Source organism: Accumulibacter sp., assembly GCF_023806565.1.
GTDB lineage: Bacteria > Pseudomonadota > Gammaproteobacteria > Burkholderiales > Rhodocyclaceae > Accumulibacter.
In genome coordinates this window covers 1-23,468 of sequence record NZ_JAMTDV010000135.1, presented here as the reverse complement: position 1 = coordinate 23,468, position 23,468 = coordinate 1, and the positions used below count along the sequence as shown (strand labels likewise).

Genomic DNA, 23,468 nt, shown 5'->3' with positions numbered 1-23,468 from the left:
CAATCGCTGCCAAGCGCAGGGGGGAGCCCGCGCATCACATTGCGGCAGCCAGCGCGTCGGCAAGGCGGAGCCAGGCCGCGGCGTTCGGCGGCAGACCAACCCGCAGCAACGAGTCGTCCGCGAAGCAGCGCGTAAGAATTCCCTGGCTGGCCAGATCGGCGTGCAGGCTGGCTGCCGCAGGAGTTTCCACCGTGACGAAGAGGGCGGTGGCGGTGACTTTGCCAAGGGGCGCCAGCAAGTCTTGCAGGCGGCGGCTCTCCTGCCGCAGATGGGTACGGGTGGCCGCCTGCCAGTCGGCGTCGAGCAAGGCCCGGCGAGCCACCTCGCGCGCCGGACCGGACAGCGTCCACGGTCCCATTGCCTCGGCCATCCTCGCGCGCAGTTCGGCGTTGGCAAAGAGGAAACCGACGCGGGCGCCGGCCAGCCCGAAAAACTTGCCGAGCGAACGCAAAGCGATCAGATTCGGTGCCGCCGCAGTTCCCGCGAGTGGCGTCACGCTCTCTTCGGGAGTGGCGTCGATGAAGGCTTCGTCGACCACCAGCCAGCCCCCCCGCTGCTGCAGTCGATCGGCTGCGGCGAGCAGCATCTCGCGCGAATGTCGTCCCGCGGTCGGATTGTTCGGGTTGCACAGCACGACATAGGGAGTCGCCGCAGCCAAGGCGCGCACGAAGGCGGCATGCGGCAGCAGACGAAGCTTGTGGCCGGCCCGCTGCCACGCCAGCGGGTGCTCGCCGTAAAGCGGGCCGAGGCAGGTGACGACGGCACGCGGCAGCAACGCCGGCAGCCACTGGATCGCCGCCTGCGATCCGGCGACGGGCAGCACGCCCGGGTTGGCGTAGTAGGCGCTGGCAGCCACTTCGAGGCCGTCGTCGTCTTCCGGCAGGCACTGCCAGACGCTGGCCGGCAAGGGCGGTACCGGCCACCCGTGCGGATTGATGCCGGTTGACAGATCGATCCAGTCGGCCAGCGGAATGTCGTGTCGGGCTGCTGCCGCACGCAGGCGACCGCCGTGTTCAAGCATGCAGGCCCCTGGTCGCGGCGATCGCGAACAAGGCGACCAACCACAGCCAGAGGCTGCGGCGGACCAGCCCGACCGCGCGCCTGAGGTCACCGGCCAACGGCGGCAAGCCGGATCCGAGCGACGGGCGCTTATCTTCTCGACCGTGGTAGATCGCTGGGCCACCAAGCAGCACGCCGAGACTGCCGGCGCCCGCCGCCATCACCGGTCCGGCGTTTGGACTGTCCCAGGCGGGCGCCTGCGTACGCCAGCAAAACAGGGCCGGACGCGTGCGGCCGAGCAGCGCGTAGCTCAGCGCGGTCAACCGCGCCGGCAGCCAGCCCAGGCAGTCGTCGATACGCGCCGCGGCGCGGCCGTACGACAGGTAGCGCGACGTCCGATAACCCCACATCGCATCGAGCGTGTTGGCTAGGCGAAACAGCAGCGCACCGGGGCCGCCGAGCAGGGCGAACCAGAACAACGCGGCAAGGATCGCGTCGTTGCCGTTTTCGAGGACCGACTCGAGCGCGGCACGCGTTACGCCGACGGCATCGAGCTGGCTGGTTTCCCGCGAAACCATGCGCCCGACACTCAGCCTCGCCCCGTCCAGATCGCCCGCCTGCAAACGAGACGCCACCGCTTCCGCATGCTCGCCCAGGCTGCGCGCACCCAACACGAAATAGAGCAGGAGGGTATCGCACAGGAAAGCGGCTTGTGGACGCGCGAGCAGCGCCAGCCCGACCCAGGGAAACACTGCCAGACACCAGGCAGCGACGCCGCTGGTCGGCGTGCGGCGATTGAGACGACGCTCGATCGCCGCCGCCAATTGGCCGAAGCCGACCAGCGGATGCCAGCGCACTGGCTCACCCAACAGGCGATCGAGCACTACCGCGGCGAGTGCCGACAGCGGTACGGCCAACGAGCCAGCGAGCAGGGCGGGGAGATTCATTCCGGGCCGAAGCCGACCTGCCGAACTGCCGCCTGCAAAGGCACTGCATGTTCCATGCTTTCCCCGCGTCGATGCTCGCCCGAACGTGCCGCCGTGCGGGGCCTTCCGGCAAGTCGGGCAAGCGGCTGTGAAGTATGGCGGTCCATCCCCGGGCAGTGACAGTTAGCCTTGCACCTAGGCGTCGATTGTCGTCGTCTGATCGTTGCAGACCTGCTTCCGACCGTACATTCGCCGGTCCGCGACCGACAGCAATTCGGCAACGTTGCGTCCGTCCTCCGGATATACTGCCCAACCCACGCTGGCGCTCGTCGCCAGGACGAGATCACCGAGCCGCACGGGTTGCGCGAGAAGCGCGTGCACCTTGGCGGCAACATCGACCACATCCGCTTCGGAAGTGACGCCGGCGACGATGATCGAGAATTCGTCGCCTCCCATCCGGGCACAGAAATCGCCACTGCGGATGCCACCCAGCAACCGCTCGGCGACGATCTTGAGAACGGCATCCCCAGTTGCGTGTCCATGGCAGTCGTTGATCGGCTTGAATTGGTTCATGTCGACGGCCAGCAAGCCGAATCGCGTGCCATCACGCGCCGCGCGGCTCAGCGCGCGCCGGATCGATTCCTCGAAGTAGCGACGGTTGCCGAGACCGGTCAATTCATCGTGCAGTGCCATCTGCCGAATCGCTTCGCGCGTCTGTCTGTGTTGCTCGATCTCGTCCTGCAAACGCTCATTGAGGACGATGGCCTCGATCGCCGTCTTCGAAGCGCGGCGCGCCTTGACCAACACCAGCACTTGCCAGACGATCGCGACGGTAATCAACAAAAGGTAGTAGGAATCGCGGGAGAGCAGGTGTTGGCGGACGAAGTGCGCGGTAAGCAGGAACAGGCTGACCAGGTCGAGCGTGATGTAGTAGCTTGGCATCACCGCGTAACCGAGCGCACCGATGGTGACGATGCTCGACAGTATGATGAAGAGAAAGGTGTCCTGAGTCGGTGCCGGCGCCGGCAGCAGAAAGCCGGCCAGGCCGTAGAACAGCGCGATGCCGGCACCCAGTCCGATACGAATGCGCGCCAGCCGCCGACAGTTGTCGCCGCTGATCCCGACGCGTGCAACATGACGCTCGAACAGGGAAACACCGGCCGACGCCACCCCAACCAGCAGTCCCCACGCCACCAGCGTCGGCATCGCCACGCCACCGCCATGCAGGACCACGATCATCAGGACCGCGCCGACCATGATGCTCAGCATGTTCCCGTTCGCATGTCCGAAGAAGATGCGAACCCGCACCAGCCGCACCCGGTCTTCGAGGGCGGAGAGACTCCTCGGCGAGTTCATCTCCTGCGCACGGCGGTACAACACGGGGCTGCAAATTGAACCATTCGTGTTCCGCGAAGAGTCGACGGCGCCGATTCTACCGTGGAACGTCGGGAACAGGGAGCGACCATGGCCGGCAAGGGGATTCCCGAGACTTCCCGCGCGCGGCGCCATCGCGTATCCTCCGGCGATGGGCACGGGTGGAGTAATCGCGGCGTCGGAACCGCATACGGCAGTTGCCGGAACGCGTCTCTTGCGGCGCGGCGGCAACGCCGTCGACGCGATCGTCGCCGCCAAACTTGCGGCAGCGGTCACCGAATTGCCACTCACCTCGCTCGGCGGCGGCGGCGTTTGTATCTGGGGGAATGCCGCCGACGGCTACCAGGTGCTCGACTTTTTTGCGGTGGCACCCGGCCGCGGTGTCGACGTGCCTGCGTCACTGGATTTCGCGCCGGTGACCGTCGATTTCGGACAGACCACCCAGGTCTTTCATGTCGGCAAGGGTGCGGCAGCCGTACCCGGTCAACTCTGCGGCCTGCTCGAACTGCACCGTCGCGCTGGCCGCCTGCCACTTCGTGACGTGGTCGCGCCGGCAGCAGCATGGGCGCGCGACGGCTTTCCGCTCAGTCCCCAGATCGCCACGATCGTCGGTCTGATCGCCCCGATCGCCCGCCGCTCGCCGCTGGTGGCGCGCCTTTTTCTGCCCGCCGGGCGCTTGCCGCAAGCCGGCGATCGACTGGCCAATCCCGACCTCGGAGACTTCCTGCACGCGCTCGGCGAAGGCGATGCGGACGCTCAATTGGCAAGATATGAGACCGCGCTGTGCGAGCATTTCGGTCCGGCGCACGGCGGCCTGATCACCGCAAGCGATGTCGCGGCCTACGCGCCGGTACTGCGTGAGCCGTTACGCATTCCCTTCGGGCGTCACACGGTGCTGACCAATCCACCTCCCGCGGCCGGTGGCGGACTGATCGGCGCCGGCCTGCGCGTCGCCGAGAGCCTGGCGCTCGGACGCGAGGAGTTTCTTTCGCTTGAACATCAACTCGCGGTGGCAGCCGTGCTCGCCGCCGTATCACGCCTCCGGAACGCTGATTACGACCGCCGACTGCACGACGATCCTGCTGCCATCCGCGAATGGGTAGGCGGAGCCTGCATGCCGACTTGGGTGGAACTTGCGCGCTCGCTGCGCCGCGAGAACGCGCTGGGTGCAACGACGCACATCTCGGTGATCGACAGCGAGGGAATGGCGGCGGCAATGACCACCAGCAACGGTGAAGGTTGCGGCCATGCCTTGCCCGGGCTCGGCATCCACGTCAACAACTTCCTCGGCGAAGAAGACATCAACCCGGCAGGATTCCATCGGCTGGTGCCGGGAAGCTGGATGAGCACAATGATGTCGCCGACCATCGTCATCGCCGACGAGCGACCGTGTTTCGCTCTTGGCAGCGGCGGATCGAACCGCATCCGCAGCGCCATCCTGCAGGCGCTGCTCAATCTGCTGATCTATCGGCGGCCGCTCGACGAGGCGGTGAACGCTGCCCGCCTGCATGTCGAAGGCCGCCAGTTGTGGTTCGAAAGCATGGGCCTGCAAGCCGGCGCGGCAGCCGCGCTCGGTGCCGCCTGGCCGGGCGCCACCTGCTTCGAAGCACGCAGCATTTTTTTCGGCGGGGTCAATTGCGTCGGCAGTGCCGATGGCGAGTTGTTCGGCGCCGGCGACCGCAGACGCGGCGGTGTCGTCGCCATCGCCGAACCGTAGGCGCGAGAGCGGGCTCGGATTCGCCGTCACCGGCCCGCACCGTCCGCTCGCGTCAGCGCACCTTGATCTCGGTCCACATTCGCGACAATAGGCGGCGGGTCTTCGGATCGAAGTCGCGCAGCATTTCGAGCTGCTGCAGATCGGCTGGCGGCGGAAAGATGCCGGGATTGGCGGCGATCTCCGGGGTGATGTGCGGCGTCGCGGCAGCGTTCGGATTGCCGGCGCCGATCAGGTTGGAGACGTCGGCGGCGTTGGCGCCATCGAGCATGAAGTTGATGAACTGGTGCGCGAGGTCTGGGCGGCCGCCCGACCTGTGGAGGACGAAGCTGTCGACGGCCAGCACCGCGCCTTCCTTCGGAGTCCGAAACGCGATGGAGAACGGCCGGCCGGCTTCCTGCGCATCCTGTTGCGCGCGATACATGTCGCTGGAATAGCCGTGGGCAACCCAGATGTTGCCGATCGCCAGATCCTTGATGTAGGTGCTGTTGGAAAACGTTGCCCAGTACGGCTTGGCGCGCAGGATCAGCCGCTTGGCCTCTTCCCAGCGCGCCGGGTCGCTCTCCTGGACCGAGTAACCGAGATATTTCATCGCCGCGGCCATCAGTTCGCGCTGACTGTTGAGCACCGTCACCTTGCCCTTCAGCTTCTCGAGATAGCGCGGCTCGAAAATCAGTGCCCAACTGTCGGTCGGCAGGCCGAGTTCCGCCAGCCGTGTCGCGTTGTAACCGAGCAGCGTCACCGTCGTCGCGTACGGCACCGAATGCTGCAGACCGGGGTCGTACCAGGGATCGCGGAACGCCGCCTTGACGTTTTTCAGGTTCGGCAGCCTGCTCTTGTCGAGCGGGCGCAACGCCTTCTGTCGCAACAGGGTTTCAACGGCAAAGCCGGTGGGAACGAGCAGGTCGTAGCCGACGGCACCGGCTTCGAGCTTGGCCAGCATCTCCTCATTGTCCGAGTAGAAATCCTGGTTCAGGCGGCAGTGGCACTGCGCCTCGAATCGCCGAATGGTTTCCTCCGAGAGGTAGGTATTCCAGATGTACAGGTTGAGCACGTCGTCCGCCAGTGCCAGCGCTGCGAGGATGGCCAGCAGCACTGCCAGCAGGCTGCGACGCAAGGCCTTCATGGCTTTGCCTTGAGCGCGTCCGGCGCCAGTTTCGATGCGGCCGCGATCAGCGTCAGCGTCAAGGCCATCAGCAGTGTCGATACGGCGTTCACTTCCGGGCTAACGGCCACCTTGATCATCGAGTAGATCTGCAGCGGCAGGGTGGTCACACCGACACCGGCAACGAAGACCGTGATCACGAAATCGTCGATCGAGAGGGTGAAGCTCATCAGAAAACCCGCCAGGACGCCCGGCAGGATCAATGGCAGGGTCACTCTGCGGAAGGTCTGCCAGGGGCCCGCGCCGAGGTCGCGCGCCGCCTCGAAGAGGCTAGCGTCGAGACCGGCCAGGCGAACGCGGACGACGATCGCGACGAAGCCGATCGAGAAGGTGATGTGTGCGATCAGGATCGAAACCAGGCCCAGCGTCAGGTCGAGCACCTGCCGGAAGAAGAGCAGCAAGGAGACGCCGAGCAGGATCTCGGGCATTGCCACCGGCGTCAGTACGAGAAAAGGCAGGCAGCGGAGAACTCCCGATTGCCAGCGCTGCAGCGCGATTCCGGCCATGGTGCCGAGTACGGTTGCCACCCCGGCGGCACTGAAGGCGATGAACAGTGAGTTGCCACCCGCACGCAGCATGTCGGCATCCTCGAAAAGCGTTGTGTACCAACGCGTCGTGAAACCGACCCACGCGGCATTGAGCAGCGAGTCGTTGAACGAGAAGATCACCACCACCGCCAGCGGCAGATACAGGAAGGCGTAGACGGCCAAGGCCGCAGTCCATAACCAGACGTTGCCTCTGCGCATCACGCCCACCCGCGGCGGCGGCGCCCGGCCCAGGCCGAAAGCGCCGCCAGGATCAGGACGGCGACAGTGAGCAGCAGCGAGAGAGTCGAGCCGAGAGGCCAGTCGCGACTCTCGAGAAACTGCTCCTTGATCAGATTGCCGATCAGGATGTCGCGCGTGCCACCGAGCAGTTCGGGAATGGCGAACATGCCGAGCACCGGAATGAAGACCAGCGCGGAACCGGCCCAGATACCGGGCAGCGACAGCGGCAGCGTAATGCGTCGGAAGCGCGTGAAGCTTCCGGCGCCGAGATCCTGTGCCGCTTCGAGCAGCGCCGGATCGTGTTGTTCGAGGTTGCTGTAGAGCGGCAGGATCATGAACGGCAAATGCACATAGACCAGGCCGGCGATCACCGCGAACGGGGTATACAGCAAATCGAACGGACCGAGCAGAATGATCCACGCGTAGATGCGGATCAGGAAATTGCTTGCCAGCGGGAGGACGACCAGCAGCACCAGCAGGTCGCGATGGCGCTTGCCACTGCGCGCGATCAGCAACGCCAGCGGATAGGCGAGCAGCAGGCAGATCAACGTCGTTGCCGCGGCGACGACGAAGGAGCGAAAGAAAATCTCGGCGTAGATCCAGTCGCCGAAGAAGAATTCGTAGGTTTCCAGCGAAAGGGTCAGCCGGCCGTCCTGGAAAACGGGCACCAGGCCGCCGAAATCGCCCGGCTGCTGGAACGACGCGAGCACCATCAGCAGCGCCGGCGCGAGGAAAAAGACGAGCAGGAAAAGCGTCGGCGGCGAGCTCACCAGCCACCGGGTCAGCGAATCGGCCCTGCCCACTCCGTTGGCAGCGCGCCTCGCGTCAGTCACGCAGATACACTCCTGCCTCGCGTTGCCAGCCGACTTCGACCGCATCGCCACGCTCCAGGAAACGCGCACGCCCGGGAAGCGAATTGGCGAGCAGCGACTCTATCACGCTGCCGTTGTCGAGAGCGATCTTGTACACGGTGACATCACCGAGGTACAGGTAATCGTGGACGGTCCCACGGAAATGGTTGTCCATCTCCTGCCGCTCGCTGCCCGCAAGCACACGTACCTGTTCCGGGCGCAGGGCGAGTACGCCGCGCTGACCGACCGCGGTCGCAGTCGCCGGCGCGCCGGCGATCTCGCCCAGACCGGCGGCAAACATGCGCAATCCGCCTTGATCGGCAGCGCGCACTTCGACCGGCAGGAGATTGACGGTACCAATGAAATCGGCAACGAAGCGGTTCTGCGGGTAGCCGTAAATCTGATCGGGAACGCCGACCTGTTCGATACGCCCGGCGTTCATCACCGCGATTCGGTGCGATACAGCCAGCGCCTCCTCCTGCGAGTGAGTAACAAAGACGAAGGTGATGCCGACGGCGCGCTGCAAGGCAATCAGTTCGCCGGTGATCTGTTGCCGCAGCTTGGCGTCGAGTGCCGCCATAGGTTCGTCGAGCAGGAGCAGGCGCGGCTTGTTGACCAGTGCCCGGGCGAGGGCGACCCGCTGCCGCTGTCCTCCGGAAAGTTCGTGCGGGAAGTGCCTCGTCTTTTCCGCCAGATGCACGAGTTCCAGAGCCTCATCGACCCGCCGGCGGACTTCGTCGCTGGCGGTACCGGCCATCTGCAGCGGAAAAGCGATGTTCTGCGCGACGCTCATGTGCGGAAACAGCGCGTAGCTCTGAAAAACGGTATGCACCGGCCGCTTTTCGGGCGGGATGCCGGTCAGTGGCCGTCCATCGAGCAGCAGTTCGCCGGCGTCCGGCTCTTCGAAACCCGCAATCAGGCGCAACAGGGTCGTCTTGCCGCAACCGGAGGGACCGACCAGCGTAAAGAACTCCCCTGCCTCGATCGACAGGGAAACGTCATCGACGGCCTTGGTGTCGCCAAACTGGCGGCTGATTCTGCGAATTTCCAAGAGTGCCATGGTGCGCCTAGTCTACCTCAGCAAACCCTCGCTGCGATAGTGGCCGGAGAAACACCTGCCTGACCAGGTGACAGCCGGGCAACGCCGGCAATCTACTGGCGCCCGCTCCGCAGCCATTGCCTGCAGTCCTGTGCGCGCCTAGAATCAGACGCTTGCCCACACGCACCCGAGCAGCGGCCGACGAATTCTCGGGAAGGCGATCACGGCGGGGGACGACCGATGAAAGCGATGATACTGGATGCGCAGGGCAAGCCCCTGCGACTGACCGAAGTACGTCGACCGACGCCTGCGGCCGGTCAGATTTTGCTCGCTGTACGCGCCTGTGGCGTTTGTCGGACGGATCTGCACGTCACCGACGGCGATTTGCTGCGGCCGAAGTTGCCACTCGTCCTCGGCCATGAAATCGTCGGCGTGGTGATCGAGAGGGGTGCCGGGGCAGATCGTTTCGCGCTTGGACAGCGGGTCGGCGTACCGTGGCTAGGACACACCTGTGGCCACTGCCGGTACTGCGCAAGCGGCGCCGAGAACCTGTGCGACGCGGCGGAGTTTACCGGTTATACGCTGGATGGCGGCTACGCCGAGTTCACGGTGGCCGATCAGCACTACTGCTTCGCGCTGCCAGACGAATACTCCGATGCTGAGGCTGCACCATTACTCTGCGCCGGCTTGATCGGCTACCGCTCGCTGCTCGCCACCGGCGACGCACGACGCCTGGGGATTTACGGATTTGGCGCGGCCGCACACATCATCGTGCAAGTGGCGCGCTGGCAGGGACGCGAAATCTTCGCCTTCACCAAGCCGGGAGACAGCCAAGGCCAGCGGTTCGCACGCGAGCTGGGTGCCGCCTGGGCAGGCGGGGCGGATGCAGCGCCACCGTGCGAGATGGACGCAGCGATTCTCTTTGCGCCCGTGGGCAATCTGGTTCCCGAGGCGCTGCGCCATATCGTCAAGGGGGGAAGCGTGGTTTGCGCCGGCATCCATATGAGCAATATTCCCGAGTTTCCGTACGCGATTCTTTGGGGTGAGCGTTGCGTACGTTCGATCGCCAACCTGACGCGGCGCGATGGCGAGGAATTCTTCGCCATCGCGCCGCGTGCCGGGGTGCGCACCGAAGTGACGTGCTTTCCGCTCGCAGCCGCGAATGAGGCGATGCAGCAGTTGCGAACGGGCCGGATTCAAGGCGCCGCGGTGCTCGTCACGGCATAGTCGGAGAAACGCGAAAACTGCAGACGAACGAACGATCAACCGCCGAGTATGCGCGGACGACTTCGTAGTACCATGCGAATCCTTTCGCCGATGTTCGCGCGAATGGGCGCGTCGCGTCGGAGGGCAGATGTTTCTTTCGAATCTCACTGAATTGACGTTGAGCCAAGGCTACCGTCAATTCTTCAAGGTCGTTCCCGCGCTGAACGACGCCTTGCGCGCCGAAAGCTACCGGATCCGGCACGAGGTCTATTGTCGTGAGCTGGGTTTCGAGCAGCTACGGGCCGACGGACTCGAAGCAGACGACTTTGACGATCGCTCGGTGCACTGCCTGGTGCAATCGGTATCCACCGGCCAGTACGTGGGCTGCGCCCGCCTGGTCCTGCTCGATCCCGAACACCCCGCGGACAGATTGCCGGTCGAGATCACCTGCGCGGGGACGCTCGACCGCTCCATCGTCGATCCAATGGCTCTCGACCGATCCCGGATCGCCGAAATCTCGCGCCTGGCAGTGATCGGTAGCTACCGTCGCCGTCGCGGCGAACAGAACAAGCCGATCTCGCTCTCGGAAGAAGATTTCGGCACACCACAGCGCCCGCGCCAGCCGTATCTGGCGCTGGCCGTGTATCTGGGTCTGATCGCACTGGCCCGCCACTATGGCGTGCAGACGATCTTCGTGCTGACCGAGCCGCGCCTGGCCATGAACCTTTCCCGCCTTGGTGTGCACCTGGAACTGATCGGCACCGGAGTGGAACATCGAGGCGTTCGCGTTCCGTCGATGATGTCGGTCAGCGAAATCATCGACGGAATGAACTTCCTGGTCCGCGCACTCTTCGAGGTCATTTCGCGCGAAGTCAAGGAAGGGCTCGATGCGGCCGGACCGGACGCACGGCGCGCCAATCATCTGCCGCTGCCCTAGACAGGCGCCCTGTGCCGCAATACCGCTGACACCGACCCATCAGCTTTCCTGATCGGCGGCTGCAGACTCTCCGCGCAAGCACGCTGCCGCTGCGCCAAGAAAGCCACAGGAGAAAGCGTTGGCGTTAAGGAAGAGAAGGGCTTAAGCTAGTCCCACCGCGACACGGGACAAACTTTCGCACCCGGTGCGCGAGCCAGCGCCAGCGGGTTAGCGGCTGTCATCAAACCAACGGAACGGAGCCTGCCATGCCTCTTCCCCACGACAGCAAGACAGCATCCCAGGGAATTGACGCCCTTGAATCACTGGCGAATATCGCGCTGGACGGTTACGAGCGTCTGCTTACCCTCAACCTGCAGGCCACCCGCGCCATGCTGGGGGAGACTCTGGCCTACCGAGAAGCACTGGCGGCCACCCGCGACCTGCACGAAACACTGGCGCTCAACGCCACTTTCTGTCGACCCCTGCTGGACGAAGCCCTCTCCTACTGGCGCCGCATGAACGAGATTTCCAGCCATGCCCAGGAACAGTTCGCAGGCGTCAGCGAAGTACAGCGTGCCGAGATTGATAAGTCCATCGTCGCTTTCATCAACGGCTTTCCCGGGTCGTCTCCGCAGCGCACAAATCTCGCCGTATTGACCGTGAAATCCGCAGTCGCCGCCGCCGAATCGGCCCTTGCTGCCGCGCAAACTCTCGCCCAGCCGTTGCTGGAAGTGACGGAAGCCGGTGCGGCTGCACTGACCCGAATTACCGCAAGCACAGGCGGCGGCGCCGCGCGACGATCCGACGAAGCACCCGGCACCCAGGGCTGAACAATTCGCGCCGTTGCCAGAGGATTCCCCGGAGCGACTCACGAACTTCCCCGGCTGCTTGCGGGAGGGGTCGGCAATATCCGGGCATGATCTTCCGCATTGCGGTTGTCTGAACCGTGGCGGGCGCGTTTTCTCGGCAGCGACGAGCAGAACGTGCCGCTCGCCCGAGGTTTTCCGGACCGGATGCATCGGCGCAAGCCAACGGAAGCGCATAAGGATAGAAATACTTCGTCTTTGCGTGCTGCTGTACCTGGGTTAAGGTCAACAAGCAGGCGTCGACTAGCCAGAACCGTGCCCGGTGGGCACAGCTACGGCTTGGTGCAGCGCCATTTCCAACACCAGGAGGCTTACATGTCCAGATGGTACGCAGACAATTCCCAATCCATCGGCCGCACCCCGCTGATCAAGCTCAACCGCATCACCGACGGTGCCGTGGCCAGCGTCTTCGCCAAGATCGAAGGGCGCAATCCTGCATACTCGGTCAAGTGCCGCATTGGCGCCGCGATGATCTGGGATGCCGAGCAACGGGGGCTGCTCGGTCCCGGCAAGGAACTCGTCGAGCCCACCAGTGGCAACACCGGCATCGCACTCGCCTTTGTCGCCGCGGCACGCGGCATCCCGCTGACCTTGACCATGCCGGAAACGATGAGCCTGGAACGGCGCAAACTGCTGGTTGCCTATGGCGCCACGCTGATTCTGACCGAAGGCGCCAAAGGCATGAGCGGCGCCGTCGCCAGAGCCGAGGAAATCGTCGCGTCGGACCCGGGTCGCTACGTACTTCTCCAGCAATTCAACAACCCCGCCAATCCGGCGATACACGAGAGCACGACCGGTCCCGAAATCTGGGACGACACGGATGGCCAGGTCGACATTTTCGTTGCCGGGGTCGGCACCGGCGGCACCATCACTGGCGTCTCGCGCTACCTCAAGAAAACCCGCGGCAAGGCGATCGTCTCGGTCGCTGTCGAACCAGCGGCCAGTCCCGTCCTCACCCAGACCCGTGCCGGCGATACGCTACACCCGGGTCCCCACAAGATCCAGGGGATCGGCGCTGGCTTCGTGCCGCGAGTCCTCGACCTCTCGCTGGTCGACGTCATCGAGCAGGTGACGAATGAAGAAGCGGTCGCCTACGCCCGTCGCCTGGCCAGGGAAGAGGGAATCCTCTCCGGCATCTCGTGTGGTGCAGCAGTGGCTGCTGCGCTACGCCACGCCCGGAATCCGGAGAACGAAGACAAGAACATCGTCGTCGTCTTGCCGGACTCCGGCGAACGATACCTGAGTTCGGTATTGTTCGAAGGCGTCTTCGATGCCAGCGGCCTGGGACTGTAGACAAGCGGCGCGGGGGTCGGGATGACCGATCGGGGCGCCCCGGCCGCCGCCGCGTCGGTCCATTTACAAGGCGAAGTGCTTGGTCGCCGATGGCAACCTCGGCATCGCATCCGGATGCCACGTTTCTCGGCCAACGCCGGCGAGCGCTGCCGAGCGGCAGGATAAGGGGATCGGGCGGATCACACTGCCCCCCGCCGATTGAACCGGAGCAACACCAACGTCGAGACCGGCATACTCCCTACAGCCGCCCGGCAGCGAAATCAGGACATGGCTCCGGTCTGGTCGTGCGGCACACGGCTTAGCGTCAGAGCATGTGTCGAAAAATTTTACAGCGCGCCCGAATTGATTGCGTTCGTGAGAAATTTTTTCAAGATAATCAAATAGATAAATTATTGGCATAAATCATGCTCTCGATAGCCCCACACTTCCCGATCACGCTTACCAAGGACAGACGCCAATGATTCGCCATTCGCCACGGATTACCGCCGGTATTGTCATCCTGTTGGGTAGTATCAACGCACATGCCAGTTTGGTGACCGGTCCACTCGATCCCGAATACACACATGCCTTCCAGGGAGCCAGCGCGGCAGATTTCGCAGCGCAGGGGTATTCTGTCGGCACCGGGCCCAATGACCTGAAAGTCTATACGAATACTTGGTCCGATCCGTCTGGCTTGACTTTCGGCACGCTGACAAACCCTTCTAGCGTGAGCGGATTCGGACAGACAACCGGTTTGCTGAATTTCTTTTACACTGCCGGCGTGGGATCCACAGCGAACGGAAACACGCGTGATTACTCTTGGATTCAGAACACCGCCAGCAACCTGACTGCAAGCGCCGCTGCCGACAAGCCATGGCTGGGAAATATTTTCGATCTCGGTGGGCCAGCCAATCAGGCGGTCGTTTTCCCGATCATCGACCACGGACCACTGCCCTGGGAAGCCGTCGAATACACCGTCTATCTGACCAACACACCTGGTTCGACGAACCTTGCCGACTGGGCTCTCGCGGTGCTCGATTCGGTCTATCTCGAAGGTTGGCAGCCTGACAGTGTCGCGCTGGCAGATGGGTACACCACGGTCTGGAAACTGCCCAGTGGCAGCAACTTCCGCTACGTCTCCGTAGCCGGGGTTGGTTCACAGGCCTTTGGTGGTGGTGCGGTGAATTCGGCACATACCGGTGACGAAGACGAGATCGATGCCGTCGCTGGCCTGACCGAAGCAGGAACCGCCATCCCTGAGCCGGGAACACTGGTCCTACTAGGTCTCGGTTTGGCCGGACTCGGACTGCGCAGGCGCAAGCAGCCCGCCTGAGCGCTCAAGCACTGCCGAACAATGACCCCGCTTCTGCGGGGTTTTCTTTCCTGGCAGCCAGCTGGGCGCCTGCGTAGCGACAAACCTTCTCCAGAACCCTGCGCGGGAGCTTCAAGAAGGACGGGGACTCACCCGTCGGGCTACGTCTTCCCGGATCCCCTTTGCGCTCGGCCGAGCACACGCCCGCCACGACGAGGCTGCCGACGCACCATCCGGTAATCGGGAGCCAGCCGCCAGCTGCGGTCGCTCTCGAAAATGCGCCGCCTCGCCTGTAGCGTGACCGCGGATCTTCCTCAGGAGGTCACGTAGCCCAGCCATTTCCAGTAAGTTGCTCCCATCACCAGGACCAGCAGATATGCGATGATCGTCAGCGGGATCCCGGTGCGGACGAAGTCGCGCACCTCGAAGGTATTGGTGCCATACGCCACCATGTTCTGCGGCGCATTGACCGGCAGGATGAGGCCGAAGCTGATGACGTACTGGAGGATCATGGTCATGCCGAGCACGTTGATCCCCGGCGTCCTGATGCCCTGCAGTACCGAGATGACGATCGGAATCATCGCCGCCGCGAGGCCGGTGGCACTGGCAAAACCCAGGTGAATGACGATCAGGAAGGCGGCGAGGATCGCCAGGACGAGCAGCGCACCTGCCGTTTCCAGCCCGAAAGCGCTGACGATGGTGGTCGCCAGCCATGGCGCGGCGTTGGTGGTGAGCAAGGCTGAACCGAGCCCGATGCCGACGCCGAACAGCGCCAGCGTTCCCCACGGGATCGAGCCCTGTGTTTCTTCCCAGTTCATCACGCCGACCCTCGGCAGGAACATCAGGGTGATCGCGGCGATCGTGGTGGTGGCAGTGTCGAACGGGTGGACGATCTTTTCGGTCGCCCAGAAGAACAGCAGGGCGAGCGAAATGACCAGCAGTTTCTTTTCGTTCGGACGCATTGGGCCCAGTTTCGCCAGGGCCTCGACGACGATCGCCTTGCCCCCCTCGATTTCCTGTTTTTCCGGCGGCATCATCCGGATCAGGATGAAATAGAGCACCACCGACATGATCGCCGAGAACGGCGCGGCGGCGATGAACCAGTCGAGCCACGAAATCGTGACGCCGAGCTGCTTTTCGATGAAGCTGACGGCCACCATGTTCTGCGCCGCCGCGGTCTTGATCCCGATGTTCCAGAGGCTGTCCGCCTGGGCAACGGCAATCATCAACATCCCCGCGAACCTGCTCTTCAACGGCACCCCGAAGGCGATGATGATCCCCATGACGATCGGCACCATGCACGAGACGCGAGCGGTCGTGCTGGGAACGACGAAACTGAGCAGGAAACCGACGCCGACGACGCCAATCAGGATGCGGTCGGTTTTCGCACCGACCTTGGCAAGCACCAGGAGAGCGATCCGTTTGTCGAGACCGGTTCGCGTCATCGCGGCGGCGAGGAACAGCGCGCCCCCGACCAGGGCCCACGCCGTGTTGTTGAAGCCGCCGAGCGCGATGGTGAGACCCTTGCTCGTCCCCATCAGCGCCTTGGGGTTGGCAAGATCAGGGGCAAAGCCGAGGAGGAAGGCCATCAGCGTCACGATGATGATCGCGCTGACCGGATACGAGACGGCTTCGGTCATCCAGACGATGACGGCAAAAGCGAGGATACCCAGCATGTACTGGCCGGCGACGGGCAACCCTGGTTGATTGGGTAACAGGATGACGATCAGCAGTGGAATCGCGGCGAGGAGCAAACCGAAGCGGGACATGAAATGCTTGCGAACCTCGGGTTTGACATGCTCCGGTGTCGCAGACGGCAGCTTGGGCGAATGGCTTTGTGGGTGCATTGCCGGCCTCTCGAAGGATTGGAGAAGAATGGGGAATCCAGGCGCAACTTGGGAAGCATAGCGCAGTTGTTCCGTCGTCGGCGGCGGTCGACAGCAATTTCCTCCACATTGCAACCGGGATGGCGGCAGGGGATACCAGCTGGGGCGAATGCGGCCGTGCAAGCAGAAGTGCCGGGGACGCGCAAGCGAATTTCACGCTAAACTGGCGATATTTCCCCTTGCGCGTTCTGCAGGAAACCCGGATGCCCGCTGCCAGCGAAGCTACCGTCCACGCGGACGATCTCTACGCGCAACTCGAAGCGTTGCCGGAAAACCTGACCGGCGAGATCATCGATGGCCAGCTACACACGCAGCCGCGCCCGGCGTCTCCGCATGCCGTCGCGAGCTCGGCCTTGGGGATGGATATCGGTTCGGCGTACCACCGAGGCCGCGGCGGACCCGGGGGCTGGTGGATCCTCGATGAGCCCGAAATCCATTTCGTCCGTGATCGCGAAGTCCTCGTCCCCGACCTCGCCGGCTGGCGACGCGAACGGATGCCACGCCCGCCGCGCGATCAACGCTTCGTGGTCGTTCCGGACTGGGTATGCGAAGTCGTCTCGCCATCGACCGCGCGCAAGGACCGGGTACTCAAGATGTCAGTCTACGCCCGTTACGGCGTCCGCCACCTCTGGCTGGTCGACCCGCTGGCGCATACGCTCGAAGTATTTGCACTGCGCGATGGGAGCTGGACGGTGATCGGCCTGTTCCAGGAAAACGATGCGGTCAGCGTCGAACCGTTCGGCGAAATCGCGCTCGAACTTGGCACTTTGTGGACAGATACCGGCGACGACTGATGCACAATCAGGTCGGCCCGCGGCACGTTTGACGCTGCCGGGTGCGCCTCCGGCCGGAATCGCCGGCTGTGCACCATGCTGCCGATGCGGCTCTCGGGTCAGGCAGCTTCGCCGCTGCGTCCGGCGAGGAACGCCTGCGCTTCCTCCCTGCGCTCAAAAACGTGCGGCGCGATGCTGCGCGCGGCAAAGGCTTCGCCCAGCTTCGCGCGCAGGAAGGCGCTGGTGGCGTAGCGGGTGATCTGAATGAAGTAATGGGCCAGAAAGTAGCGGTCCATTTCTGCATAGGCGTCGTACATGTCCTGGTTGATCCGGAAGCGGTCGTAATTGATGATCACTCCGACCCGTTTGCCAGCGGCACGGCAGCGAAGTTCACAAATATCCCAGATTGCCTGCACGTCCTCGACCACCCGCACGTGCATGCCCTCGAAGTTCAGGAAGAGGATGTTTCGCTCCGGATCGTAGATGACTCGTTCGGGCAGTGACAGGTGGAGCAGTTCTGCCTCCAGGCCCATCGGGCCGGCATCGAAGATGCGGGCATCCATCTCGCCGTATTCGCCGACGATCGGCTCGAAGTCCATGTTCGGCAGAATGTCGCGGGCGACGTCGATGCCCGGCGCCACCTCGATCAGCGCCAGCCCACCCCTTACGCGTCGGAAAACGCAGCGTTCGGTTACGTAGAAGACGGGTTTGTCGCGATCATAGGCGTATTGGCCATTGAAGGTGACTTGCTCGACCTGCTTGAGGAACTTCCGCTGCTGCCCTTCCCGGATGATCCGCAGTTTGCCTTCATTGACCTCGACCTGCAGACCGTTACCGGTGAAGGTGCCGACGAAAACCACCAGGCGCGCGTTCTGGCTGATGTTGATGAAACCGCCGGCGCCGGTAAGTCGGCCGCCGAAGCGGCTGACGTTGACGTTGCCGGCAGCATCGCACTCGGCCATTCCCAGGCAGGCCATGTCGAGGCCGCCACCGTCGTAGAAGTCGAATTGCTGATTCTCGTCGATCACCGCATCCATGTTGACCCCGGTCCCGAAATCGCCCCCGGTCGACGGAATTCCGCCGATCAGGCCGGATTCCACGGTAAGCGTCAGTAGGTGCGAGATCCGCTCCTCCTTGGCGACCGTCGCCACCCCTTCCGGCATGCCGACTCCGAGATTGATGATGCCATTGGGCGGCAATTCGAAAGCCGCACGACGGGCGATGATCTTGCGTGCGGTCAGCGGAGTCGACACCAGGCTGGCCTGCGGAACCCGGAACTCTCCCGCGTAGGCGGCGTTGTACGGCGTGGCCAGGGTCTGCATGTGCTGGGCAGGTTCGGCGACCACCACGCAGTCGACCAATATTCCCGGAATCCTGATCTGCCGCGGTGGCAAGCCGTTGCGCTCGGCGATGCGTTCGACCTGGGCGATGACGATGCCGTTGCTGTTCTTGGCCGCCATCGCCATGGCGAGATTGTTGAGCGTCAGCGCCTCCCGCTCCATCGAGATGTTGCCGAAGGTGTCGGCGGTGGTGCCACGCACGAAGGCGACATTGACCCGGCCGACCTTGTAGAACAGCCACTCCTCGTCGGCGACCTCGACCAGATTGACGATGTCGCGGGTCGTCGCGGAATTGACGCGCCCCCCTCCATAGCGGGGGTCGACGAAAGTGTGCAGGCCAACCTTGGAAAACGAACCCGGTTTTCCTCCGGCCAGATCCCGAAACAACTGGCAGATGATTCCCTGCGGCAGATTGTAGGCCTGGATGCGGTTGTCCAGTGCCAGTTGCGCCACCCGTGGCATGCGGCCCCAGTGGCCGGCCACCACCCGGCGGAGCAGGCCTTCGTGGCCCAGATGATTGAGCCCCAGCGCCTTGCCGTCGCCCTGCCCGGCAGCGGCGAACAAGGTCAGGTGCCGTGGTCTGCCGGTATCGAGGAAGCGGCGTTCGAGTGCCGACAGCAGTGCCTCGGCAAAGCCGGTCTGGACGAATCCCGTGCTGGCGAGCGTATCGCCGTCCCGGATCAGTGCGATGGCTTCGTCGGCAGTAACAATCTTGCTGCGCATGGCGCTTTCCTCCCGCCCCGGATTTCGGGCGTCCAGCCGCAGGTGCGGACGGCTTCCTCATCGGGGCATCGGCAAAATATCAAGTCTACCCCTATTCCCCGACCACCACAGCGACTTCACCTGAACGAGGACGCAACATTCGGCACGGTGGAAGCGCAAGGTCACCAAGGTTCGCAGCAGCATTGGATCGAAAATCTGAGCTGTACTTTCGCAGGCCTGGCGGGCGTCATCAGCAGGCCGCCAGCTCGCAACGCTTTCGCCAGGGGCGCGACGTACACCGCCCGGCAGACTCGGGGAAGATACTCGCAAGCACCAACTACTGGTGCAAGCGCATCAGGATGCTCTTTCGGAAAAGGCTTTCGACGAGATCGACGAGCAGCACGGCCGTCATGTTCTGCCGATCGAAGGCGGGATTCACTTCGACGAGGTCAAGTGAGCACAGCCGACCCGTGTCGGCGATCATTTCCATGCACAGTTGCGCCTCACGATACGTCGGTCCGCCACGTACCGGCGTACTCACCCCGGGCGCGATCTCCGGATCGAGAAAATCTGCGTCGAGGCTGAGGTGCAGGTGGGTTTCCGGACCGACGCCGGCGAGAGCCTGCTCCATGGTCGCACGCATTCCGACTTCATCCACATAGCGCATGTCGAACACTTCGATGCCGATCTCGGCGAGGAAGCTCTTTTCCCCCTGGTCGACGCTGCGTACTCCGATCTGGCGAATCTCGCTCGGCAACATCGCCGGAACCGTGCCGCCAATGCCAGTCAGGAGCGGCGGGCCATGACCACAAAGGCACGCCACGGGCATGCCATGGAGGTTGCCGGTAGGGGTCAGGATGGCGGTGTTGAAATCGGCATGGGCGTCCAGCCAGAGAACCTGGAGCCTCCTTCCGCTCTCCCGACAATGGCGGGCAACAGCGCTGATCGAACCAATGGCGAGGCAGTGGTCGCCACCCAGGACGATGGGCAGGTGCTCGCTCGCCAGTTCCGCGCGTACCGCATCGTGTACGCTGCGGTTCCAGGCCACAACTTCCGGCAGGTGTCGGAATCCGTCGATCGCCGACAGCTCGGGATTGTTCGGGCCGCTCAGATTGCCACGGTCCACGACCTCGACACCAAAGCGGGCAATCGCCCTGTCGATGCCGGCAACCCGCAGCGCGTCCGGCCCCATCCTGGCACCAGCCTTCCCGGCGCCGACGTCAGTGGGGACGCCGATGATGCTGACTGCGCCAGCCGCCATTCTCTCCGCGACAGTCACCCCCGCTCGCCGTCGCCGATCAGACGATCGCCGGATTCACCGTCACGCGAGCGGTGATCGAACTGGCGATGAAGCAGTTGCGATGGGCACTGTCATGCAACTTCGCGAGAGCAGCCGCGTCCGGCTGTCGATCGCCAGCAAAGCGCACCTCCGGTGACAGCTCGATGCGGGTCACCGCCATGCGTCCTGCGGCATTCTTCTCCAGGTGAGCGACCGGCGCGTCCCGGTAACTTTCCACCCGATACCCCTGGATCTCGGCGATGGCGAGAAAGGTGAGCAGGTGGCAACTGGCCAACGCGGTCAACAGCAACTGCTCGGGATCGGCGCACTCCGGATCACCCTGGTATTCGGGAGACGCGGATACTGCCAAGGATTGCCCGGCGAGCATTGCCCTGTGGTTGCGGGAGTAGGTCGATGCGGCGCTGGCGTGCGCCGTTCGCTGCCAGTCGATCGTGGTGCGGTGCAGAGACATGCGGAATTCCTCGTGAGGTTGCAGGAGGGGCCCGGGAAAACGTTCGCCCTGTTTCGATCAAGCGGTGTATCGTAGCGTGATGGCGACCCGGCGTACAACAAGATCTCTTGCAGCGCGGCTCGCCATCTCTCCGTCTACGCGGCGACTTCCCGAACCGGCGGCATCGCCCTCACCCAAGCAGCGCCCGGCACAACGATCGACGCGAGGTGGCCGCCCCCTTGCGGCGATCGTAATGTCTGTCACAGCACTGGCGCGACTTGCTACGACCGAAACCTGGTGTGACTCACCGACATCGAGGAGCCGTGGAGCTGCCCTCTGCCCCGTTCTGGCAGGCCAGCCGCCCACATCGGCGGCAAGGAAGTTGCTGGCGGTCGGCGAACAGCCGATATCCGGAACAGGCGTTCCCCCCCAAGTGCGCACAAGAGACCGGTTTGACCGGGTGGTCTTGGGAAAACGAAGCCGAGTTGTCCGGCCGCCGCCGCTATTTCAACTGGTCGTAGAGCAGATTGAGGATCTTCTTCGCCGTTTCCGACTGATCGACACCGCCCTCCAGCGACAGCACCTGCACGGTCGACACGCTGCCTGCCTCCTTGACGAAAATGCGGTATTGCGTCTGCGTCTTGTTGGCCGAGCTGCTCTTGAAGGGGTTCAGGCGAGCGAAGAAACCCTCGCTTTGCTTCTCGTTGTCGGTCTCGGGGTCAACGTAGCGAACGAAGTAGAGTCCGTTCGAACGATCGCGGTCTTCGACGGTGAAGCCGACTCGATCGAGGGCAAGGCCGACTCGCCGCCAGGCGCGATCGAACGACTCCTCGACTTCCAGCGTGCCGGCACCGTCGGCACTGCGCGACAGGCGAGCCCTTTCGACCGGCTTTTCCTGTGCCGCCAGCATCGCTGCCGTCGCCCTCTTCTCCTCGCTGCCGAGGCGAATCATCAGACGCCGCAGCATCTCGGCCTCGAGTTCCGGGTCGGCCGGGCGCGGCTGCCACTTGGTCTGATCCTTGCCCTCCGAGACGTAAACCTCGTACATGCCGCGGTGACTGATGAAGATGTCCGTCGTTCCCGGCGTGCTTCCGGGCTCGAGACGGGTACGGAACTTGTCGCGCTCGGCCGTCGAGTACACCGAGTCCATCAGCTTGCCGAGCAGGTTGCGAATGAAATCCTGCTCGATCTTGGCACGGTTCTCGGCCCAGTCGGTTTCCATCACGCCGGCGTCGGGCAAGTCGAGCTTGATCACGAAACCGGTTTCCTGCCAGAACTCCTTGACCGGGTCCCAGAGCTTGCCCGGCGAGCCGGCGACGACCAGCCAGCGCTGATTTCCCGCCCGTTCGATGTGCGCCTTGTCGACCTCCGGCAGAACGTCGTTCTTCTGCTGCGCCCTCGCCTGTGGAGAGCGTTCGGCGGTGTAGGCGGAGTAAGTGGCGGTCCCCTTGCCGGCGGTGTCGGGAACCGCGTACCGATCATCGCGGGCCGGCGAGGTCAGGTCCGGTGGAATTTCCAGCGTCGGCACGTTACTGGCAGAGGCCGTCTTGTAATCAATTCTCTTCGGTTCGAGGAGCGAACTGCTGCAACCGGCGAGGAGCAGCACCAGGACGATGCGAGTGCGCAACACGACAGGACTCATTGGACAACCCTGAACTCAGACAAGTACGCCCGCCTGACGCATGGCGGCCTCGACGCGCGCATGGCAATCCGGTGACAGCGGCGTCAGCGGCAAGCGCAAGCCGCCGTCGAGCAGGCCGAGTTGCTGGCACGCCCACTTCACGGGAATCGGATTCGCCTCGCAGAACAACTGCCGATGCAGGCCGACGAGTCGAGCGTTCAAGGCGCGTGCCCTGAGCGCGTCGCCAGCCAGCGCGGCAGCGCACATTTCGTGCATCAGGCGCGGTGCAACGTTGGCGACGACCGAAATGTCGCCGCTGGCGCCCATCAGGATCAGGGCGCAGGCGCTGGCATCGTCCCCGCTATAGACGGCAAACCCGGCCGGAGCGCGCGTGATCAGTTCGACGCCGCGATCGATGTTGCCGGTGGCGTCCTTGATGCCGACGATATTCGGGATTTCCGCCAGACGCAGCGCGGTATCGCTGCTCATATCGGCGACCGTGCGACCGGGAACGTTATACAGGATCACCGGAATGTCGACGGCTTCGGCGATCGCCCGGAAATGGCGATAGAGCCCCTCCTGTGTCGGCTTGTTGTAATAGGGAACCACCGACAACGCGGCGTCCGCGCCGGCCTGCCGGGCAAAGCGCGTCAGGTCGATTGCCTCCGCCGTCGAATTGGCACCCGTGCCGGCAATCACCGGAATGCGCCCGGCCGCCTGATCGATCGCGACCTGGATGAGCTCGCAGTGCTCTTCGAGATTGACCGTCGGCGACTCTCCGGTGGTACCGACGATGACGATCGCGTCGGTGCCTTCGCGCACGTGAAAATCGACCAGGCGCCGCAGAGCGGGCAGGTCGAGGCTTCCGTCCGCGTGCATGGGAGAGACAATCGCTACAATGGATCCAGTAATCATGGTCTTGCGGAGCCGCCCGAGGAACTGCCCGGAAACGCTTCGCCCAGAAAATCAAGATGCTGAATTATAACCGCTAGCCGACACCCTGGCGAGA

Annotated in this window: 20 protein-coding genes; 7 read left to right on the top strand and 13 right to left on the bottom strand. The window is 63.9% G+C overall.

Translation table 11 applies throughout. The features are described from left to right. Positions 1 to 34: 34 nt before the first annotated feature. From cobD to NFV80_RS16570, 3 genes are all read right to left on the bottom strand, one after another. Positions 35 to 1,021, bottom strand: coding sequence for a threonine-phosphate decarboxylase CobD (gene cobD / locus NFV80_RS16580; protein WP_295331409.1), 987 nt, complete (start codon positions 1,019 to 1,021; stop codon positions 35 to 37). Further along, positions 1,014 to 1,946: an adenosylcobinamide-phosphate synthase CbiB gene (cbiB, locus tag NFV80_RS16575; RefSeq protein WP_295331410.1), complete on the bottom strand. Its 933-nt coding sequence runs from the start codon at positions 1,944 to 1,946 to the stop codon at positions 1,014 to 1,016. Before cbiB ends, cobD begins: the two co-directional genes overlap by 8 nt. Before the next feature lie 174 nt (positions 1,947 to 2,120). Further along, the gene (locus NFV80_RS16570) at positions 2,121 to 3,281 is read right to left on the bottom strand and encodes a GGDEF domain-containing protein (RefSeq protein WP_295331412.1); all 1,161 of its coding nucleotides are present in this window, start codon (positions 3,279 to 3,281) and stop codon (positions 2,121 to 2,123) included. 46 nt (positions 3,282 to 3,327) lie between these two features. Between NFV80_RS16570 and NFV80_RS16565 the strand changes: the two genes are divergently transcribed. Beyond that, positions 3,328 to 5,016, top strand: a complete 1,689-nt coding sequence (locus tag NFV80_RS16565; protein ID WP_295331414.1) for a gamma-glutamyltransferase — start codon at positions 3,328 to 3,330, stop codon at positions 5,014 to 5,016. 52 nt (positions 5,017 to 5,068) lie between these two features. Here the strand turns inward: NFV80_RS16565 and NFV80_RS16560 are convergent, their stop codons facing one another. The 4 genes from NFV80_RS16560 to NFV80_RS16545 are packed head-to-tail and all read right to left on the bottom strand — an operon-like array spanning position 5,069 to position 8,856. Continuing rightward, positions 5,069 to 6,139 carry a spermidine/putrescine ABC transporter substrate-binding protein gene (locus NFV80_RS16560; protein WP_295331422.1) on the bottom strand — a complete coding sequence of 357 codons (1,071 nt, stop codon included), beginning with the start codon at positions 6,137 to 6,139 and terminating at the stop codon, positions 5,069 to 5,071. Further along, positions 6,136 to 6,924, bottom strand: coding sequence for an ABC transporter permease (locus NFV80_RS16555; RefSeq protein ID WP_296759392.1), 789 nt, complete (start codon positions 6,922 to 6,924; stop codon positions 6,136 to 6,138). Before NFV80_RS16555 ends, NFV80_RS16560 begins: the two co-directional genes overlap by 4 nt. Then, positions 6,924 to 7,778, bottom strand: coding sequence for an ABC transporter permease (locus NFV80_RS16550; protein WP_295331425.1), 855 nt, complete (start codon positions 7,776 to 7,778; stop codon positions 6,924 to 6,926). Before NFV80_RS16550 ends, NFV80_RS16555 begins: the two co-directional genes overlap by 1 nt. Next, the gene (locus NFV80_RS16545; RefSeq protein WP_295331426.1) at positions 7,771 to 8,856 is read right to left on the bottom strand and encodes an ABC transporter ATP-binding protein; all 1,086 of its coding nucleotides are present in this window, start codon (positions 8,854 to 8,856) and stop codon (positions 7,771 to 7,773) included. Before NFV80_RS16545 ends, NFV80_RS16550 begins: the two co-directional genes overlap by 8 nt. A 219-nt stretch (positions 8,857 to 9,075) precedes the next feature. Between NFV80_RS16545 and NFV80_RS16540 the strand changes: the two genes are divergently transcribed. The 5 genes from NFV80_RS16540 to NFV80_RS16520 all read left to right on the top strand — a co-directional run bounded on the left by NFV80_RS16540 (position 9,076) and on the right by NFV80_RS16520 (position 14,428). Then, entirely contained in the window at positions 9,076 to 10,062 is a 987-nt protein-coding gene (locus NFV80_RS16540; RefSeq protein ID WP_295331427.1) for a zinc-dependent alcohol dehydrogenase family protein, read from the top strand. Positions 10,063 to 10,189: 127 nt separating this feature from the next. Further along, positions 10,190 to 10,978 (top strand): PEP-CTERM/exosortase system-associated acyltransferase, encoded by a 789-nt coding sequence (locus tag NFV80_RS16535; RefSeq protein WP_295331429.1) that lies wholly within the window; start codon positions 10,190 to 10,192, stop codon positions 10,976 to 10,978. Between the two features lie 245 nt (positions 10,979 to 11,223). Next, positions 11,224 to 11,787, top strand: a complete 564-nt coding sequence (locus NFV80_RS16530; RefSeq protein ID WP_295331430.1) for a phasin family protein — start codon at positions 11,224 to 11,226, stop codon at positions 11,785 to 11,787. Positions 11,788 to 12,138: 351 nt separating this feature from the next. Further along, entirely contained in the window at positions 12,139 to 13,116 is a 978-nt protein-coding gene (gene cysK, locus NFV80_RS16525) for a cysteine synthase A (protein WP_295331431.1), read from the top strand. Between the two features lie 457 nt (positions 13,117 to 13,573). Then, a complete protein-coding gene (locus tag NFV80_RS16520; RefSeq protein WP_295331432.1) occupies positions 13,574 to 14,428 on the top strand; it encodes a PEP-CTERM sorting domain-containing protein in 855 nt (284 codons plus the stop codon). A gap of 293 nt (positions 14,429 to 14,721) precedes the next feature. Here NFV80_RS16520 and NFV80_RS16515 read toward each other — a convergent pair whose 3' ends face one another. Continuing rightward, on the bottom strand, positions 14,722 to 16,176 hold the full coding sequence (locus NFV80_RS16515; RefSeq protein ID WP_295331441.1) for a DASS family sodium-coupled anion symporter: 1,455 nt from the start codon (positions 16,174 to 16,176) through the stop codon (positions 14,722 to 14,724). 320 nt (positions 16,177 to 16,496) lie between these two features. Here NFV80_RS16515 and NFV80_RS16510 point away from each other — a divergent pair, with 320 nt between their 5' ends. After that, positions 16,497 to 17,087, top strand: a complete 591-nt coding sequence (locus NFV80_RS16510; RefSeq protein WP_295331433.1) for a Uma2 family endonuclease — start codon at positions 16,497 to 16,499, stop codon at positions 17,085 to 17,087. Positions 17,088 to 17,185: 98 nt separating this feature from the next. On the opposite strand, the gene NFV80_RS16505 is transcribed toward NFV80_RS16510, so the two are convergent. The 5 genes from NFV80_RS16505 to dapA form a co-directional block, all read right to left on the bottom strand. After that, positions 17,186 to 19,129: a malonate decarboxylase subunit alpha gene (locus NFV80_RS16505; RefSeq protein ID WP_295331434.1), complete on the bottom strand. Its 1,944-nt coding sequence runs from the start codon at positions 19,127 to 19,129 to the stop codon at positions 17,186 to 17,188. Positions 19,130 to 19,445: 316 nt separating this feature from the next. Then, a complete protein-coding gene (gene rocF, locus NFV80_RS16500; protein ID WP_295331435.1) occupies positions 19,446 to 20,369 on the bottom strand; it encodes an arginase in 924 nt (307 codons plus the stop codon). Between the two features lie 37 nt (positions 20,370 to 20,406). Beyond that, on the bottom strand, positions 20,407 to 20,859 hold the full coding sequence (locus NFV80_RS16495) for an OsmC family protein (RefSeq protein WP_295331436.1): 453 nt from the start codon (positions 20,857 to 20,859) through the stop codon (positions 20,407 to 20,409). A gap of 481 nt (positions 20,860 to 21,340) precedes the next feature. Then, the gene (gene bamC / locus NFV80_RS16490; RefSeq protein ID WP_296759385.1) at positions 21,341 to 22,480 is read right to left on the bottom strand and encodes an outer membrane protein assembly factor BamC; all 1,140 of its coding nucleotides are present in this window, start codon (positions 22,478 to 22,480) and stop codon (positions 21,341 to 21,343) included. Positions 22,481 to 22,495: 15 nt separating this feature from the next. Next, positions 22,496 to 23,374 carry a 4-hydroxy-tetrahydrodipicolinate synthase gene (dapA, locus tag NFV80_RS16485; RefSeq protein ID WP_295331438.1) on the bottom strand — a complete coding sequence of 293 codons (879 nt, stop codon included), beginning with the start codon at positions 23,372 to 23,374 and terminating at the stop codon, positions 22,496 to 22,498. Positions 23,375 to 23,468 lie beyond the last annotated feature (94 nt).

Coding starts and splice junctions, on each gene's coding strand:
- cbiB (WP_295331410.1), bottom strand. CDS start 1,946: ATGAATCTCCCCGCCCTGCTCGCTGGCTCGTTGGCCGTACCGCTGTCG.
- NFV80_RS16505 (WP_295331434.1), bottom strand. CDS start 19,129: ATGCGCAGCAAGATTGTTACTGCCGACGAAGCCATCGCACTGATCCGG.
- rocF (WP_295331435.1), bottom strand. CDS start 20,369: ATGGCGGCTGGCGCAGTCAGCATCATCGGCGTCCCCACTGACGTCGGC.
- cobD (WP_295331409.1), bottom strand. CDS start 1,021: ATGCTTGAACACGGCGGTCGCCTGCGTGCGGCAGCAGCCCGACACGAC.
- NFV80_RS16520 (WP_295331432.1), top strand. CDS start 13,574: ATGATTCGCCATTCGCCACGGATTACCGCCGGTATTGTCATCCTGTTG.
- NFV80_RS16570 (WP_295331412.1), bottom strand. CDS start 3,281: ATGAACTCGCCGAGGAGTCTCTCCGCCCTCGAAGACCGGGTGCGGCTG.
- NFV80_RS16495 (WP_295331436.1), bottom strand. CDS start 20,859: ATGTCTCTGCACCGCACCACGATCGACTGGCAGCGAACGGCGCACGCC.
- NFV80_RS16535 (WP_295331429.1), top strand. CDS start 10,190: ATGTTTCTTTCGAATCTCACTGAATTGACGTTGAGCCAAGGCTACCGT.
- NFV80_RS16510 (WP_295331433.1), top strand. CDS start 16,497: ATGCCCGCTGCCAGCGAAGCTACCGTCCACGCGGACGATCTCTACGCG.
- cysK (WP_295331431.1), top strand. CDS start 12,139: ATGTCCAGATGGTACGCAGACAATTCCCAATCCATCGGCCGCACCCCG.
- dapA (WP_295331438.1), bottom strand. CDS start 23,374: ATGATTACTGGATCCATTGTAGCGATTGTCTCTCCCATGCACGCGGAC.
- NFV80_RS16540 (WP_295331427.1), top strand. CDS start 9,076: ATGAAAGCGATGATACTGGATGCGCAGGGCAAGCCCCTGCGACTGACC.
- NFV80_RS16560 (WP_295331422.1), bottom strand. CDS start 6,139: ATGAAGGCCTTGCGTCGCAGCCTGCTGGCAGTGCTGCTGGCCATCCTC.
- bamC (WP_296759385.1), bottom strand. CDS start 22,480: ATGAGTCCTGTCGTGTTGCGCACTCGCATCGTCCTGGTGCTGCTCCTC.
- NFV80_RS16515 (WP_295331441.1), bottom strand. CDS start 16,176: ATGTCCCGCTTCGGTTTGCTCCTCGCCGCGATTCCACTGCTGATCGTC.
- NFV80_RS16530 (WP_295331430.1), top strand. CDS start 11,224: ATGCCTCTTCCCCACGACAGCAAGACAGCATCCCAGGGAATTGACGCC.
- NFV80_RS16545 (WP_295331426.1), bottom strand. CDS start 8,856: ATGGCACTCTTGGAAATTCGCAGAATCAGCCGCCAGTTTGGCGACACC.
- NFV80_RS16555 (WP_296759392.1), bottom strand. CDS start 6,924: ATGCGCAGAGGCAACGTCTGGTTATGGACTGCGGCCTTGGCCGTCTAC.